The 15,956-nt window shown below is 53.9% G+C and carries 12 protein-coding genes; 4 read left to right on the top strand and 8 right to left on the bottom strand.

Annotated features, from left to right (window positions below; all coding sequences use genetic code 11):
- Nucleotides 1–9: 9 nt before the first annotated feature.
- Nucleotides 10–804, bottom strand: coding sequence for a ParB/RepB/Spo0J family partition protein (locus tag A1332_RS16725; RefSeq protein ID WP_064009580.1), 795 nt, complete (start codon nt 802–804; stop codon nt 10–12).
- 137 nt (nt 805–941) lie between these two features.
- Nucleotides 942–4,022: a bifunctional proline dehydrogenase/L-glutamate gamma-semialdehyde dehydrogenase PutA gene (gene putA / locus A1332_RS16720; protein ID WP_064009579.1), complete on the bottom strand. Its 3,081-nt coding sequence runs from the start codon at nt 4,020–4,022 to the stop codon at nt 942–944.
- A gap of 123 nt (nt 4,023–4,145) precedes the next feature.
- Here putA and A1332_RS16715 point away from each other — a divergent pair, with 123 nt between their 5' ends.
- On the top strand, nt 4,146–5,504 hold the full coding sequence (locus tag A1332_RS16715) for a type VI secretion system contractile sheath domain-containing protein (RefSeq protein WP_064009578.1): 1,359 nt from the start codon (nt 4,146–4,148) through the stop codon (nt 5,502–5,504).
- On the opposite strand, the gene dctA is transcribed toward A1332_RS16715, so the two are convergent.
- Nucleotides 5,487–6,797 carry a C4-dicarboxylate transporter DctA gene (dctA, locus tag A1332_RS16710; protein WP_064009577.1) on the bottom strand — a complete coding sequence of 437 codons (1,311 nt, stop codon included), beginning with the start codon at nt 6,795–6,797 and terminating at the stop codon, nt 5,487–5,489. The genes A1332_RS16715 and dctA overlap by 18 nt on opposite strands.
- 174 nt (nt 6,798–6,971) lie before the next feature.
- On the opposite strand from dctA, the gene A1332_RS16705 reads away from it, so the two are divergent.
- Nucleotides 6,972–7,493, top strand: coding sequence for a hypothetical protein (locus tag A1332_RS16705; RefSeq protein WP_064009576.1), 522 nt, complete (start codon nt 6,972–6,974; stop codon nt 7,491–7,493).
- 3 nt (nt 7,494–7,496) lie between these two features.
- Here A1332_RS16705 and A1332_RS16700 read toward each other — a convergent pair whose 3' ends face one another.
- Nucleotides 7,497–8,843: a peptide MFS transporter gene (locus A1332_RS16700; RefSeq protein WP_064009575.1), complete on the bottom strand. Its 1,347-nt coding sequence runs from the start codon at nt 8,841–8,843 to the stop codon at nt 7,497–7,499.
- A 270-nt stretch (nt 8,844–9,113) separates the two neighbouring features.
- Here A1332_RS16700 and A1332_RS16695 point away from each other — a divergent pair, with 270 nt between their 5' ends.
- Together A1332_RS16695 and A1332_RS16690 are read left to right on the top strand one after the other, a co-directional pair.
- Entirely contained in the window at nt 9,114–10,850 is a 1,737-nt protein-coding gene (locus A1332_RS16695) for an NAD-dependent malic enzyme (protein WP_064009574.1), read from the top strand.
- A 65-nt stretch (nt 10,851–10,915) separates the two neighbouring features.
- The gene (locus A1332_RS16690) at nt 10,916–11,443 is read left to right on the top strand and encodes a YgjV family protein (protein ID WP_064009573.1); all 528 of its coding nucleotides are present in this window, start codon (nt 10,916–10,918) and stop codon (nt 11,441–11,443) included.
- Between the two features lie 135 nt (nt 11,444–11,578).
- Here the strand turns inward: A1332_RS16690 and A1332_RS16685 are convergent, their stop codons facing one another.
- The 4 genes from A1332_RS16685 to A1332_RS16670 form a co-directional block, all read right to left on the bottom strand.
- Nucleotides 11,579–12,196: a hypothetical protein gene (locus A1332_RS16685; protein ID WP_064009572.1), complete on the bottom strand. Its 618-nt coding sequence runs from the start codon at nt 12,194–12,196 to the stop codon at nt 11,579–11,581.
- 57 nt (nt 12,197–12,253) lie between these two features.
- The gene (locus A1332_RS16680) at nt 12,254–12,589 is read right to left on the bottom strand and encodes a DUF1508 domain-containing protein (RefSeq protein WP_064009571.1); all 336 of its coding nucleotides are present in this window, start codon (nt 12,587–12,589) and stop codon (nt 12,254–12,256) included.
- Between the two features lie 556 nt (nt 12,590–13,145).
- The gene (locus A1332_RS16675; RefSeq protein WP_064009570.1) at nt 13,146–13,763 is read right to left on the bottom strand and encodes a TIGR04282 family arsenosugar biosynthesis glycosyltransferase; all 618 of its coding nucleotides are present in this window, start codon (nt 13,761–13,763) and stop codon (nt 13,146–13,148) included.
- 3 nt (nt 13,764–13,766) lie between these two features.
- A complete protein-coding gene (locus A1332_RS16670; protein WP_064009569.1) occupies nt 13,767–15,917 on the bottom strand; it encodes an FAD-dependent oxidoreductase in 2,151 nt (716 codons plus the stop codon).
- Nucleotides 15,918–15,956 lie beyond the last annotated feature (39 nt).

Genomic DNA, 15,956 nt, shown 5'->3' with positions numbered 1-15,956 from the left:
ATTATCGAACTATTCATCGTCCCATAAGATAGGGAAGGCTTTGCGTACCCGTTCGATGGCCTCCTGATCGACGTTTTTACCGCGCAAGGTCAGCACCAAAGCATAAATATCCTGGGTGCTGACTTTAAAGGTGCGTTTGGGATCGGCTTTTACGGAGCTGGATAGGCGCTTGATCGTGGTGTGAAAGGGCAGGGGTTTGGCGACCGCTTGCGCGGGCCGCGACAGTTCGCTTTCGATAATCTCTTTTTCGTTGCCGGGCGGTGCGTTTAAGGCTTTGCGCAAGATGTCGCGCGCCCTGGCCCAGGACAGCTCGCCGCCGGCCAGTTTTTCGCGCATCGCTTCTGTGGTCAGCGGCGCGTAGCGAATGATGTCGTCTATCCAGCTGACGCTTTTGTCGAAGAACTCGGCAATGCGCTCTCTGGACCAGTTGGCATTGTTCAAGTAAATCACGGTCTGGAAGTAATCGGTAATGCGGGTATCGACGCGGTCGGAATTCAGTTTCAGATTCAAGGCCTTGATTTCATCAGGATCGCCGGTGACGATTCTGACGTCCACTCTATCGAAATAGCCGGGATTGGCGCGGCGAATGCCTTGAATGGCTTCCATGCGATGAAAGCCGCCGACCAGATAGTATTCGCGGTTGTTGCGCTCCCAAACCACCAGCGGTTCGAACAAGCCATTGACCACGATGTCTTTTTCCAGATGCGCGACCTTGGCGCGGTCCAGCTCTCTATGGTTGGTGAGCGTGTGATGAAATTCGATTTGGTCGATGGGTAGATATTCATAGCGTTTGGTCGCGAGCATGCTGTGTTCTCTCTGTGACAGGAAACTGGGAGGCGGGATAATCAGCGTTATCGCCGATCAGGGAAAAATAGTAACGCGGGCTTGTTCCTTATTTCAACGCATTTCTAAGCCGTTGTCCGGATATGGCAAGCCTTCACTTATTTTCGCAACAGCCAGGGATTGCCGCCGATGGCGGTGAGGTTGGCGGTCAGGGTTTGTTCGGCGACAAAGCGTTGCAAGTAGTTTGGCCCGCCGGCTTTCGGGCCGGTGCCGGATAAACCCATGCCGCCGAAGGGCTGCACGCCGACCACCGCACCTATCATATTGCGGTTGATGTAGACATTGCCGACCCTGGCATGTTGTTGGATGTAGCGCATATTGGCGTTGATTCGGCTGTGGATGCCCAGCGTCAGGCCGTAGCCAGTGGCGTTAATTGCCTCGACCACTTTTGCTAACTCATTGGCTTGGTAGCGGACAATATGCAGGATAGGGCCGAACACTTCGTGGTCAAGGAAGGATAAGGCCGGTATTTCCGCCAACGTGGGCGGAAAAAAGTAGCCGTCCGCCAGGTCGGTAGGCAATGGTAATTGATACAACAGTTTGGCGTCGCGTTTAAGCTTCTCGATGTGCTTCAGTAGGGCGGCTAGCGCGCGTTGATCGATGATAGGGCCAACGTCGCTGGCAATATCCAGCGGCGAACCAAGCCGCAGCAAGCGCATTGCACCGATCAAACGGGCGATGACGCTGTCGGCGATAGCCTCCGGCAGAAACAACCCCCGCAAGGCCGAGCAACGTTGGCCGGCGCTATTAAACGCCGATTGCAAAGCGTCCGCGACCAGTTGTTCCTGGTGCGCGGAGCTATCGGCGATCATCACGTTTTGCCCGCCGGTTTCGGCAATCAGAGTGGCGATGGCGCCGTGTCGATCAGCCAGTTGCCGATTGATAAGCTGGGCGGTAGCGCTGGAGCCGGTAAACGCCACGCCGGCGACGCGCTCGTCACTCAGCAAGTGCCGGCCAATCTCGACACCGTCGCCGGGTAAAAACTGCAAGACGTTTACCGGTATCCGTGCTTCGTGTAACAGGCGCACGCATGCCATGGCCGTTAAAGAAGTCTGTAACGCCGGTTTGGCGATCACGGTATTCCCGGCCGCCAGCGCAGCGGCGATTTGACCGATGAAAATCGCAATCGGGAAGTTCCACGGGCTGATGCAGACAAACACGCCGCGACCGACCTGAAACAATTGGTTATCTTCGCCAGTGGGACCGGGCAAGTGCCGTGGCTGAGCAAATTGCTCAACCGCGCAGGCCGCGTAGTAACGGCATAGATCGACTGCTTCCCTTACTTCCGACAACGCGTCGCGTAAGGTACGGCCGCCTTCACGGATGCACAGTACTGTCATTTCCAGGCGCTGTTGTTCCAATAAATCCGCTGCTTTAAGCAGATACCCGGCGCGGGTTTCGACTGGGCATAAACGCCAGTCGTTGAATGCGCTGGTGGCTTGTTGCAAGGCTTGTTCTATATCGATTGGGGAGCTGAAAACTACCTCACCAACCAAGCTATGTCGGTCATACGGACTATAAATCGGATGCCGTTCGCCCCAAACTTGCCGTCCGGCGACCAATGGTGCGGCTTGCCAATTGTGGTCGGACATTGCGGCCAAGTCCCGTTGCAACTGCTCCAATACCTCAGGATTACTTAAATTCAGCCCCTGCGAATTTCGGCGTTGCGCGCCAAATAACTCGCTGGGTACAGCCAGCGGTTTAGAATCGACTTGATTTAACTGAGCCGATGGATCGCCGGACAGCATAGCGGCGCTAAGCGCCGGATTTTCGATTTGATTGATGAACGAGGTATTCGCGCCGTTTTCCAATAATCGCCTGACCAGATAAGGCAACAATTCCCGGTAGCCGCCCACCGGCGCGTACACTCGGCAATGGGTAGGGCGCTCACTCAATAATTCGTCATACAAAGCAGATCCCATCCCATGCAGACGCTGGAACTCAAATCCCGGATGGTTTTTACCAAACTCGCAAATCGCCGCCACGCTGTGGGCGTTATGCGTGGCAAATTGCGGATAAAAGGCTTGCGGGCGAGACAGGATCAGTCGGGCGCAAGCCAGATAAGACAAGTCCGTAGCGGCTTTACAGGTAAATACCGGATAATCGTCCCAGCCATTTTCCTGAGCTCGCTTTATCTCGCTATCCCAGTACGCGCCTTTCACCAAGCGGATTGGAATTGTGCGCTGCTGTGTTTCGGTCAAGGCAGCCAGCCATTCGATCACTGCCAAGGCACGTTTTTGATAAGCCTGCACCGCAAGACCGAAACCCGGCCAATCGGCCAGCGCTGTATCGTTATACACCGCCGCAAAAATATCCAGAGACATGTCCAATCGCTCGGCTTCTTCCGCATCCACGGTCACGGAAATATTTGCGGTGCGGGATAGCTTGACCAAAGCCAACAGCTTGTTGCTGATGGCCGGTACCGCATGGCGATACTGCAAGGGTTCGTAACGCGGATAAAGTGCCGAGAGCTTGATGGAAATGCCGGGGTTGGCAAATAAATCCGCGTTAGCAGGTTCGGCCAGCGTTACGATGGCATGGCGATAATCCGCGAAATAGCGTTCCGCATCGTCTTCTGTCAACGCTGCTTCGCCGAGCATGTCGAACGAATAACGGTAGGCCGGATTGCGACCGGCTTGTTCGACAGCCGTTGTTATATCTTCGGCGATGACAAAATGTTCGGCCATTTGCTGCATGGCTTGCTTGATGGCCGTGCGGATCAGCGGCTCGCCCAGCCGACTTAACAAGCCGGCGAAAACCCGCTGCCGAATCAGTGCTTCCATTTTGCTGCTGATCCACAAGCCGCCACTAGCCAGGTTGACCGCCGCCGAATCGCTGCGCAGCCAATGGCTATACCAGTCCGCATCGGCCAGTTTGTCGCGCAAGAACAGGTTTTGCGTATCGCTATCCGGTATCCGCAGCAGAGCTTCGGCAATGCTCATCAACCCGATGCCTTCATCGCTATTCAGGCTGTATTCGTGCAAGAAGGCTTCGAAAATGCCGGGTTGTTTGTGCTTGGCGCGCACCGCTTCTATCAGGCTCTGCGAACATGCGCCGATTGCCTGGCTATCGTAATCTCCCAACGTAGATATCAGGCCGGAGACCGCTTGCGGCTCTGCTTGGGTAAATGCTTGATTGATGCGCTGGCGCAGTTCGGCTAAACGGTTGGCGTGGCTCATTGCTATCACCTTTTGGACAGACAACTATTAGCATACCGCTATTCGGAAAAACCGGCTGGCTTGTTGGACCGGGTTTGCTCTGCTACTGTTGATGGTAAAGCGGTTAATGCGCGAGGAGACAATATGTCAGGCAGAATTGATTTTACGATGGGTTTTAACACGGGAAAAGCGGCTAAAGCCGGCAGTGGTGACAGTAGCTACCGGATATATGTGTTCGGCAATTTTTCCGGTGCCGCCGCTCCCTGGGAGCAAAGCAAAATCCGGAAAATCGATGTCGATAACTTCGAGCAAGTGATGGCGCAAATTCTGCCGACGCTGGAAGTCAGCCCCGGTATCAGCTTGCAATTTCCGACGCTGGACGATTTTCACCCCGATGCCTGGCTTGGGGAAATCAAGCTGCTGGCTGATTTGCGGACCTTAAAGTCCGAATTGGGCAATCCCAATACTGCGGTACAGGCGGCGGCAAAAATTCAGGCGTTTTTTCCGGCGGTTGCTGTGGTCGATCCGGTCGCACCTGCTTCTGCCACGGAAAGCCAGGACGATATGCTGGAGCGTTTGTTGGGTAAAAAGTCGGAAGGCGCGGTTGCTGTTTCCGACTCTTTGGATAGTTTGTTGAAACAGATTGTGGAACCGCATGTCGCCAAGGACGCCAACCCGCAGCATCGGGCTTTAATCGATTTGATCGACACCGCGACGGCGCAGCTTGTCAAAGCCTTATTGCACCGGCAGGACGTTCAAGCACTGGAAGCCTTGTGGCGAGCAACGGATGGCTTGGTGCATGAAGAAGCCGCCGATGCGCAACAAATTTATTTACTGGATATTAGCCAAGCCCAGTTGTTGGCAGAGCTGGAAAAGGGTAGCGATAGTGTGGTCCAGCGTTTGCAGCAACATATTCAAACCGGCGACGGCGAGCAGGACGTCTTGTTCGTGGCTGATTATGTGTTTTCCGATACAGCAGATGACAAGGCCTTGCTGGGTTTTTGCGCCGATTTAGCCGCCCAATGCGCAGCGGGTTTTCTGGCTGGCGCGGGGAACGGTTTGGTGGTCGGGGCTTTGCAAAATGCGGCGGAGTGGCTGGCATATCGCCAAGAAATCGCGGCAGACAGCGTAATTCTGGCTTATCCGCGCGTGTTGATGCGTTTGCCTTACGGCAGCAAACGCGATCCGCTGGAAACCTTTGCGTTTGAAGAGTGTGCAGACATTCCGCAGACCGATGAATTGCTATGGGGAAATCCGGCCTTTTTGGCGGCACGCGTATTGCTCAGGGCTGCACAGGAGCAAACAACAGCGGAGCAATTCTTTTTTGCCGATGTGCCGGCGTTTAGCTACGAACTGGACGGCGAACAGGTACTACAGCCGGCTACGGAAGTGGTGTTGAACGAAGCGCAGGCGAATAATCTTTTGGCACAAAACATCATGCCGATCCTCGGCTATCGGCAACGCCAAGGCTTACGCTTGTTGGGTTTAGAAACCTTGAGTTGACAGATCTGGCCGCAACTGCGCCCGCATCTTTTCCCTGTCCAGTTCGCCTTCGGAATGCGATACCACTATCGTCGCCACTGCATTGCCGACGATATTGGTCAAAGCCCGCGCTTCGGACATGAAGCGGTCTATCCCCAGGATGAGCGAGAGAGCCGCCACGGGTACAGCCGGCACTACCGCCAGCGTGGCCGCCAAAGTGATAAAGCCGGCGCCGGTGACGCCTGATGCACCCTTGCTGGTCAGCATCGCTACCAACAACAGCGTCAATTGCTGGGTCAAACTCAAATCGACATTCAAGGCCTGGGCGACGAACAGCGCGGCCATGGTCAGATAAATATTGGTGCCGTCCAGATTGAACGAATAGCCGGACGGAATTACTAAGCCCACCACCGAGCGAGAACAGCCCAGTTTTTCCAGCTTATTCATTAACGGCACCAATGCCGATTCCGACGATGAGGTGCCCAGCACCAGCAACATTTCTTCCTTGATGTAGCGCAGCAAACGAAAAATATTGAAACCTGTCAGCGCGGCGATGCTGCCCAAGACCAAGACGATGAACAAAGCGCAGGTCAGATAAAAACTGCCCATCAGCGCGGCCAGCGGTTTTAAAGCAGCGACGCCGTATTTGCCAATGGTAAACGCCATCGCCGCGCCGGCACCGAAGGGGGCCAGCTTCATGATCACGTTCATCATCGCAAAAAAGATATGCGAGCATTCTTCGATAAACACATAGACCGATTTGCCGGCGCCACCCATTTGTTGCAGCGCAAAACCAAACAACACCGCCACCAGTAACACTTGCAGCAAGTCCCCGGAACCGGTGAACGCATCGGTAAAAGTTTTCGGGATGATATGCAGCAGAAAGTCGGCAGTACTTTGCTGGCTGGCTTGTTTCACGTAGCCGGACACCGCTTGCGCATCCAGTGTGGCCGGATCGACATTAAAGCCCTGGCCGGGTTTGAGAAGATTAGCTACCAGCACACCCAGCGCCAACGCGAAAGTCGAGACAATCTCGAAATACAGCAAGGCTTTGACCCCAACCCGCCCGGCTTTTTTCATATCATCGGCACCGGCGATACCCAATACGATGGTGCAAAACACCACCGGACCTATCAACATCTTGATCAGGCTGATAAAGCCGTCGCCGATGGGTTTTAGCGTCACCGCGTGTTCGGCGTCCAGGTAACCGAACAGGCCGCCGGTAAGAATGGCCAGTAGCACCCACAGATAGAGCCGGGCGGAGGGACTGGCTGGTTTTGACGTTAGCGGGGTGCTGAGGTTTTCCGAATTCATGGTTTAGCGCTTGGCTCGTAAGGTATTGAGAGTTTGGCATGGTTGGTTACGAACTCACTATCCTTCAAAAGCCGTGAACAAAGCAAGGCTAAATGCCGCACGCAGCTTGGCGGTTTAGGGGTTTTCGGCTAGGATTTTTGCCTGTCGATATTTAATTCCGCGGGAGTTGCTATCGTGCGCCGCTGCTGTAAAGCCGGTTATGCCTGTCTGTTGCTTTTGTTTCTAGGGGCGTGTGCCGGTGAGGTGATTCAGCCTCCCGCCGGCTTGGTGGAAGTCATGGATACCGAGTTGCGGCAAGCAGCCGAAGGCGAGCCGGGCAAAGGCAAGCTGTGTAAGGCGAAAATATTCCTGGTACAAATGCCTGTTGCGGTTTACCGGATTTGGGATAGCGCGTGGCCCGACCGCGCTAGGGGCAATTGGTGGACGCTGAATTATCCGGCTGGCTCGCGGGATAGTTACCGCCAAGCCGAAGCGATTTGCCCGGAATGGAGCGGCCTGGACCGACTGATTGTCTGCACTATCAAAGTTGGTACTCGGGTGGCGATTGGTCCGGCACAAAGCGCGGATTGCGCAAATGGTCTCAGCTATGCGCCGTCGGCGGAAAACCAGGTCTACATCCCCAGCGACAGTCGCAACCAGCAAATCTTTGTCGAAAATTGCAGTAGCGGCACGCCTTGGCCTGCTGCCGATCCGTGATCTTTAATCCGCCCCGACCGCCTTTTTCAGCAGCGGATTAAATGCCAATATCGCCAGGCCGGTAACTGCACCCATCGCTGCCAGTAGCAAAAAGAAATCCTGTTTCGGCATTTGCTCGTAAAAACTGCCGATATAACCCGACAAATAATTGCCGAAAAACGTCGATAAAAACCACATGCCCATCAGCATGCCAACCAAACGCGGCGGCGAAACTTTACTGACCAGCGACAAACCGACCGGTGACAGATAAAGTTCGCCCAGCGTGTAAATCAAGGTACACAGCGCCAACCAGAGAAAGCTGATTTTTTCGGTGGATTGCACACCGCTAATCGCGAAAATAAGCACCAAGAACGAGGCGCCCAACAATATCGAGCCGAATGCCATCTTGCCGACACTGGAACTTTGCCGGCCTTGGCCGGCGCGATACCGGGATACTCGGTCGATCAGCGGCACCAACAGGAAAATGAAAGCCGGATTCAGGGATTGAAACCAGGTGGAGGGCATTTCCCAACCAAGGATATGCCAATCGGTATTGTGCTCGGCGAACAGTTGTAAGGTATTGCCTTGCTGCTCGTAAACCGCCCAGAACAGGATATTCAGCACCGCTAAGGCCATTAAACCGCCCAGAGCCTGCCATTCCTTAAGCGTCAGCGGCGCGGGAACGAGCAGGTGTTCCTGACGCTCAACGAATTGCTTCCCGCCCAAATATTTTTGCCCAAGCAAATACACCAGCAAGCCCAGCAACATACCCATGCCGGCGGCGCCGAAGCCGTAATGCCAGCCGTAGCGTTGCCCCAAGGTTCCGCAGATCAATGGCGAGAAAAACGCGCCCAGGTTGATGCCCATGTAAAAAATGGTAAACGCGCCGTCGCGGCGTGGATCGCCGGGCTGATATAAACTGCCGACCTGAGTCGAAATATTGGGTTTGAAACAGCCATTGCCCAGAATCAAAAACAACAGCGCCAACAGGAAGAACGCTTCGGAGGCCATCAGGAAATGGCCGATAGCCATCAACGCACTGCCCAGTATCACGCATTTGCGCGGCCCCAAAACCCGGTCGGCCAAAATGCCGCCGAACAGGGGGGTGAAGTAAACCAGGCCGGTATACAGGCCGTAAATCTGCGAGGCCAAGGCTTGCGTCGATAAGGGCCCAAATAATCCTTCTAAACCGGTCTGTAAGGTCGCGAAGCCAAACACTGTGGTATGCGTTTGCGCTGAGTGAATTAAATGTTGCGTCATGTACAACACCAGCAAGGCGCGCATACCGTAATAGGAAAAGCGCTCCCACATTTCGGTGAAAAACAGCACGAACAAGCCGGTGGGGTGACCAAATAGATTTTGTTGATTCACGTGGGAAAAAGACTGGTTAAGTTTCCTTGGAGAGCTTGTTGAATATCATCTCACAAGCGCCAATCTGGGGCATTTTTACGGTAATCCCCCAGTAAACGCACCGCCTTGAAACACGGCAACTATAAGCAACAAAAAAAGTGCCGATTCAGCGTGTTTTCGGCTACCGCATCGCCGGTTAGGCTGTTATAAAGGGAACACGCGCCATAGTTTGCGCTATTCGAGCTCTTGGTTAGCCCCTGGATTTCGATTAAATATTTTCAAGGAAACTTAATGACAACGCTAAGCGATTATTTCGACTACCGGCTAGATGCCGACGGTAATAAATATGTAGAGGTTTCGATTCGGGGCGTGACCTTACTCAGGCTACCGGCAACTAATAAAGGCACCGCGTTTAGCGTGCAGGAACGTATCGAACTGGGATTGGACGGCCTGTTGCCGCCGCAAGTCACGGATATGGAACATCAGCTTGATCGGTTGTATGCCAATTATCAAAAGCAAGCGAATGATATTTCCAAGTATCAATTTCTGCGAGCGCTGCAAGACCGCACGGAGGTGTTGTTCTACGCCTTGTTGGAGCGGCATCTGGATGAAATGGTGCCGATAGTCTACACCCCAACCATAGGCTTGGCGGTACAGCAGTTCAGCTCCAACTTTACCACCACGCGCGGATTGACTTTTTCGGCGGCCAATATCGACCGGGCCGAAACCATTTTGCAAAACTACCCCTTGCACGATATTCGCATGATTGTGGTTACGGATTCTTCGTCGATTCTGGGTATCGGCGACCAAGGCATGGGCGGATTAGCGATTTGCATAGGCAAACTTGGGCTGTATACGGTCGGTGGCGGCATGTGCCCGTTTCAAACCTTGCCGGTCAATCTGGACGTGGGCACCAACCGAGCCGAATTGCTGGACGATCCTTTTTACTTAGGCGCGCACACCCAGCGCTTGCATGACCAGCCGTATTTCGAATTGGTGGATAAGTTTGTGCAAGCCGTGCGCAAAGTCTGGCCGAAAGCCATAATCCAATGGGAAGATTTTGCTAAAAACGTCGCCTTCGATTTGTTGGCAAAATACAAAGATCGGCTGCCCTGTTTCAACGACGACATTCAGGGCACCGGCGCGATGGCCTTAGCCGGCTTGCTGTCGGCGTGCCATAAGAAAGGCGAAACCCTCGCCGAGCAAACCGTGGTGGTGGTGGGCGCCGGCGCCGGCGGTTTTGGTGTGGCCAGTACCATCAAGAAAGGCATGCTGCGCGAAGGTTTAACCATGGAGCAAATTCTGCAGCGGATTTTTGTGGTCGATGCCCACGGTCTGGTGGTCAAGGAAGCCACCACCGAGGCCTACAAATTACCGCTGTCGCATACTCAGGAAAGTTATCACGACTGGGATATTCCCGATGATAGGGTACCGAACCTGCTGGAGGTGGTCACCCACGCCAAACCGACCGTATTGCTCGGATTAACCGGTGTGCCGGGATTGTTCACCGAGACCGTGATTAAAACCATGGCCGCAAACCACGCGCAGCCCATTATTTTCCCATTATCCAACCCCACAGCCAATTGCGAAGCCACCCCGGAAGACATTTTGGAATGGACAAAGGGTACGGCAATGGTCGCGACCGGCAGCCCATTCGCCGACGTGGAATATCAAGGCCGGCGTTATCCGATAGGGCAGGGCAACAATGCCTTTATTTTTCCGGGCTTGGGTTTTGCCGCAGTGTTGGGCGAGTGCAGCCGGATTAGCGACGCGATGGTCTTGGAGTCTGCCTATGCCTTGGCCGATTACATCGCAGAGAATTGTTTGGCTGCCGGCCTGATCTTCCCGCCGGTGGGCGATCTAAAACAAGTCAGTTTATTTGTCGCTAATCGCGTATTGGCTAAAGCGCTGGAAGACGGCTCCGCGACGCGGCAGGATTTAGTGGGCATCGATGTGGAAGCCTACGTTAAAGCCAATCTCTGGAAAGCGGAGTATGCGCCGTTCAAATATGCCGGGGTATCTGCATAGGCCGATAGTTGATCGAGTTGATTTGATCGGCGTCTTCGCGAAACCAACGTCACTAGGTTCAGCGTTTGCAACTGGTATTGGATTCGGAAAGCCTGGCGTATTTAATCGGCGGGGTTGGCATCCTGGTGGAATGGCGGGCTTACTGTCTGCCGGACGGCTTGGCGTTTCGGCGCTGGTCCGCTGCCGGTGCCTTGCTGTGGGCGGGGCAATACCTGTTGCTGGATGCCTGGACCGCCGGCTTGACCATGGCCAGCACGGCCTTGCGCACTATGCTGTCCGGCCGATTGGCGACCGGTTTGTACAAGCACTGGGTGGCGGCAGGTTTCGTGGCTTTGTTTAGCGGGCTTACGCTGTTTTCCTGGCAAGGCCCGGTTTCCTTGTTGCCGGCCTTTGCGGTGGTCAACACCACACTGGCTTTGTTTTACCTGAATAATCGCCGCATGCGCATTGCGCTGCTGGCGTCCAGTCTGGCCTGGATAAGCAACGATTATATCTGGCAGGCCTGGCCGGCGTTTGTGGCGGAGACTGTGGCGATGGGCATCAATCTATGGACTATTCGTAAGCTGTTTGCCAATCCACTCGGCAATAGTTAAAGGGCGTTTTCCGGCTGTGAAAAACTGTCATCTCGGGCCGGCATTGCCGCGCTGGAAGCCAAGGATAGCTAACGTTGAACAGTTCCCTCTCGACTCGCGTCATCCCTCCCGCATGTTGGTGTTGCTGAAACTGCTTTACACCGCTTCTGTCGTCACAACCGATTTATCCGGGACTTTCCGGTCGTTTTCAAGCAAGGTGCAATAAGGACGCAATGCGACCATCAGTGCTTGGTAAATAGTAAATGCATCGGTCGGGTCTTTTTGTTTAAGCTCGGCGACCTCGGTCAGAAACCGATACAGCATTTTTACGCAATTCTCGATGGACATCGCCAGCCAGGCATCGTTGGTAATCCATTTGTCGATAAACTCATCCAAACGCGCGAAGGTCAGTTTCAGCAGAGGGTACGCGGTTTGGGTTTCCTTAAATTCCCGGAGCAGCATATAGTCAAGGTAAGCCCGCTCGGACGCTACCCGCGGCCGGTTGGAAATGCTGAGGTAAGTGGCTTTGTGGTGGGTATAGGCGGCATCGAATTTTTCGCAAAATTCGGTTTCGGTGGTCATCGCCAGCCAAATTTGAAGACTCGCGGTGGTTACGCCGTAACATTCCTTGATTGAGTTTGCCATTTTGTCGAATTGCTCGACAAATGCCGGCTTGGTCAGTTCGCCTTTAATCAGATTTTCAATCGCCGCCAGCTCGCTCGCAGTGACGCAAACCGTGGCCAATTCCCGAACAATTTTGAGTTCGACTCCCATATTGCCGTTACCTATTTTTGCTATTTGAAAAAATTAAGAAGCGCTTCGGGCCCAAGTTTATAGAGTCAGATCGACGATGTCGGCAACGCAGGCATTGTCTTTAACAATGTGCAGCGCATTGTCGAACACCATGTTCGAGTTGAATAACACGCTTTTGACAATGATGGCGCCGGTCGCATCCTTGATTACAAAAAAAGTATCGCCGTCGGGAACCTTACTGGCGGCAATTTGGTTGCTCATTAAGGAGCCGGTTCGCACTTCTTTAATGCCTTGCAGGGCTTCTTCCTTGTTGTCGTAATCGCCGCTCATCAGAATGAGTTCGCCCTTACTGTTCACAAATGAAAAGGAATACTGATTGTCGTCGTTGGTTTTAAGTTGAAAAGTGGCTGGCATATTCTGTCCCGGAAGTTAGCAGTTGAATTTAAGTTCATTGCCAATCAAATTTCAGCCTCCCGATTTCTCGCAAGCGACAGGAAAAGCGCGATTGCAGGGAAGCCGAAGCGTGACCGGCAGAGCCTATAAATCCAAAAGCAAGCGTTATGCCAATAAAAAATCCTTCAGAATCAGCAAGAAATAGGTCAGCAGAGGTTCAATTGTCGGTTTTGCTACACGACATTGACGGCGATGCGATAGCTTTTGAATCGTTCTCACCAATCAGGGGCAACTTGCTCTAAAGCCTATGCATGAATTCCGAAAAATCCCGTTCGGCAATCATGCGAATCAAGGTGGGTTCCGCACATAATTTTTACACAATCCGTAACTATTCAGTACCCGTTCAAAAGGGTAGGGTTTACTCCCTCTCCTGCTGGAGAGGGCGGGGGTGAGGAGAATTCAACAGGCAAAAGACCTTGATTTAAATCTCCTCTCCCCAACCCTCTTCATCAGGAGAGGGAGCAATTTCTCGGCGATTTGCAAAGGGTTGCGATTCGCTGAATAGTTACCATAATCTTTACATAGCCGAATAACGCAGCCAGTCGGGGTAAGTATCCACATCCCACTGGCTATCCAGTTCGCACAGGTTCAAACCGATGTCCTTGGCCCGGCTGCGGGTGATGGGCATCACCTGTTCGTGACTCCAACTCATGTTGCTGAACAGTCTCGGTTGTATCTCGTTCAAGCCGATCATGACGTAACCGCCATCGTTGGCCGGCGCGATGACCGCACCGTGACCTTCGTGTAACGCCGTCAATGCCCGATACAGGTCGTTAGCGGAAAGACTGGGACAGTCGCAACCCATCAGCAATACATGCCGGTATTGGCCCAGCGCATCAGCGAAGGCGCGGTGCATGCGTTCGCCCAAATCGGCGCCGTGTTGCATCTTGAGCGTCAGCGGATAACGGCGCGCGCAATCCTGAAAAAAGTCATGACCGGTGTCCGGCGCGCAGTGCAGTTCAACCGCGCACAAAGGCTGTTGGAAGGCCCGATCCAGGGTCATATAAGTCAATTGCCGGTGTGCTGCGGCAGCTTGTTCGGCACTTAAGGCCGGTTGTAATCGGGTTTTGACTTGGCCGGGAATCGGCGCTTTGCAAAAAATCAGCAGCACACTGTCGGGGAAAAGTGTTTGCATGGCTTAAACCTTGCGCCGCCAAGCATGATAACGGCCCAGCCATTCCAGCACACGCCGGGGTGCATGATTGCGTTTCCAGACCCCCGCTACATATTTATTGGCTTCCGCCAGGGTTGGATAGATGTGAATGGTGCCTAAAATCTTGTTTAGGCCGATGCCGTGTTTCATCGCCAGCACGAATTCCGCCAGCAAATCACCGGCATGTTCGCCGACGATGGTTACGCCGAGGATTTTGTCCTTGCCGGGCACGGTCAGCACTTTGACAAAGCCATGGGCCTCGCCATCGGCAATCGCCCGATCCAGATCGTCGAGGCCGTAGGTTGAGACTTCATAAGTGATATTCTGCGCTTGCGCATCCTGTTGGTTCAGACCCACTCGCGCCACTTCCGGATCGGTAAAGGTCGACCAGGGGATCACCGAGTAATCGGTACGAAACTTTTTAAAATGTCCGAATAAGGCGTTGACCGCCGCATACCAGGCCTGATGCGCGGCGGTGTGGGTAAACTGATACGGCCCCGCTACATCGCCGACGGCGAAAATATTCGGATAGTTGGTTTGCTGGAATGGGTTGGTTTCCAGCGTGTTGCGCGGCGACAAGGCAATGCCCAGTTCCTCCACGCCATAGCCTTGTACATTGGCGGCGCGACCGATGGCGATCAGCACTTTATCGAAGGCGATTTTGACGCTTTGCCCCTCGTGTTCTGCCAGCAGAATGTGTTCGCCGTTTTCAACGATGAATTCCTTGGCGGTGTGGTTGACGCGTACATCTACGCCTTCTGCGCGGAAGCGGGCCTGGACGATGTCCGACACTTCGGCATCTTCCCGCAGCATCAGACGCGGCGCCATTTCAACCTGTGTGACCTGGCTGCCCAAGCGGGCGAAGGTTTGCGTCAATTCGCAGCCTATCGGACCGCCGCCCAGCACCAGCAGGCGCTTGGGTAATTCGCGCAAGTTCCAGATATTATCCGAGGTCAGATAATCGACTGTATCCAGTCCAGGAATCGGCGGCACGAAAGGGCGGGCACCGGCGGCGATGACGATAGCGCGGCCGGTGATGGTTTTAACATCGTCGACTGTAGTGACTTCCACCGCCCAAGGCGAGACGATTTTGGCCGAGCCTTCGATGACCTCCACGCCCAGCTCGGTATATCGTTCCACGGAATCGTGCGGCGCCACAGTTTTGATCACCTGTTGCACTCGCTCCATCACGGTGGCGAAATCGAATTCAGCCCCGGCTTTGGCGATGCCGAACTCGGGTGCGCGTTTGATCTGCGACAACAACTTGGCCGAGCGAATCAACGCCTTGGACGGTACGCAACCGGTATTCAGACAGTCGCCGCCCATTTTGTGTTTTTCGATCAAGGTTACTTTGGCTTTCACGGCGGCGGCGATATAGGCCGACACCAAACCGCCAGCACCGGCGCCGATGACGATCAAATTGTTGTCGAAGCGGTCGGGCTTAGGCCAATCCGCGTAAATTTTGCGTTGCTTGAACAATTCGAGCATTTTCTTCGCTCCCAATGGAAATACACCAAGCAACGCAAACGAACCCAGCAAAGCTGGAGACAGAATACCGGACAGCGAATCGATTTTCGCCAACTGGGTGCCGGCATTGACGTACACCAAAGTGCCGGCCAACATGCCGACCTGACTGACCCAGTAAAACGTTCTGGTCTTGATCGGCGTCAAACCCATGGCCAGATTGATCATGAAAAACGGAAACAACGGTACCAGACGTAAGGTAAACAAATAAAAAGCGCCGTCGCGACTCACGCCCTCATCTATGGCCTGCAAGCGGGCGCTAAATCGCGATTTGACCCAGTCGCGCAACAAAAACCGTGCGGCCAGAAACGCCAGGGTTGCGCCGATGCTGGAAGCAAACGAGACGATCAAGGTACCCCATAACAATCCGAATACCGCGCCGCCGGCCAGCGTTAATATCGTCGCCCCCGGTAACGACAGCGCAGTGACCGTGATATACAACGTGGCATACAGTGCCATAGCCAGCACTGGGTGAGCCTGACGGTAATGGGCGATACCGGTCTGCTGGGCTTTTAAATTTTCCAGCGTCAGATAGAACTGCAAATCCAGGGCAAAAAACGTTGCCACCAATGCGGCAATGCCTAGCAATAACAAAAGTCTGGGGGTTTTCATGCCGACCTACCGATTCTGAGTAGATACTCTGTTCAAAGT

Origin of the sequence: Methylomonas methanica, assembly GCF_001644035.1 — a bacterium.
Taxonomy (GTDB): Bacteria; Pseudomonadota; Gammaproteobacteria; order Methylococcales; family Methylomonadaceae; genus Methylomonas; species Methylomonas methanica_A.
Note: the sequence above shows the minus strand (reverse complement) of the source record. Positions and strands in the feature narration are given on the sequence as shown.

Coding starts and splice junctions, on each gene's coding strand:
- A1332_RS16725 (WP_064009580.1), bottom strand. CDS start 804: ATGCTCGCGACCAAACGCTATGAATATCTACCCATCGACCAAATCGAA.
- putA (WP_064009579.1), bottom strand. CDS start 4,022: ATGAGCCACGCCAACCGTTTAGCCGAACTGCGCCAGCGCATCAATCAA.
- A1332_RS16715 (WP_064009578.1), top strand. CDS start 4,146: ATGTCAGGCAGAATTGATTTTACGATGGGTTTTAACACGGGAAAAGCG.
- dctA (WP_064009577.1), bottom strand. CDS start 6,797: ATGAATTCGGAAAACCTCAGCACCCCGCTAACGTCAAAACCAGCCAGT.
- A1332_RS16695 (WP_064009574.1), top strand. CDS start 9,114: ATGACAACGCTAAGCGATTATTTCGACTACCGGCTAGATGCCGACGGT.
- A1332_RS16685 (WP_064009572.1), bottom strand. CDS start 12,196: ATGGGAGTCGAACTCAAAATTGTTCGGGAATTGGCCACGGTTTGCGTC.
- A1332_RS16680 (WP_064009571.1), bottom strand. CDS start 12,589: ATGCCAGCCACTTTTCAACTTAAAACCAACGACGACAATCAGTATTCC.
- A1332_RS16675 (WP_064009570.1), bottom strand. CDS start 13,763: ATGCAAACACTTTTCCCCGACAGTGTGCTGCTGATTTTTTGCAAAGCG.
- A1332_RS16670 (WP_064009569.1), bottom strand. CDS start 15,917: ATGAAAACCCCCAGACTTTTGTTATTGCTAGGCATTGCCGCATTGGTG.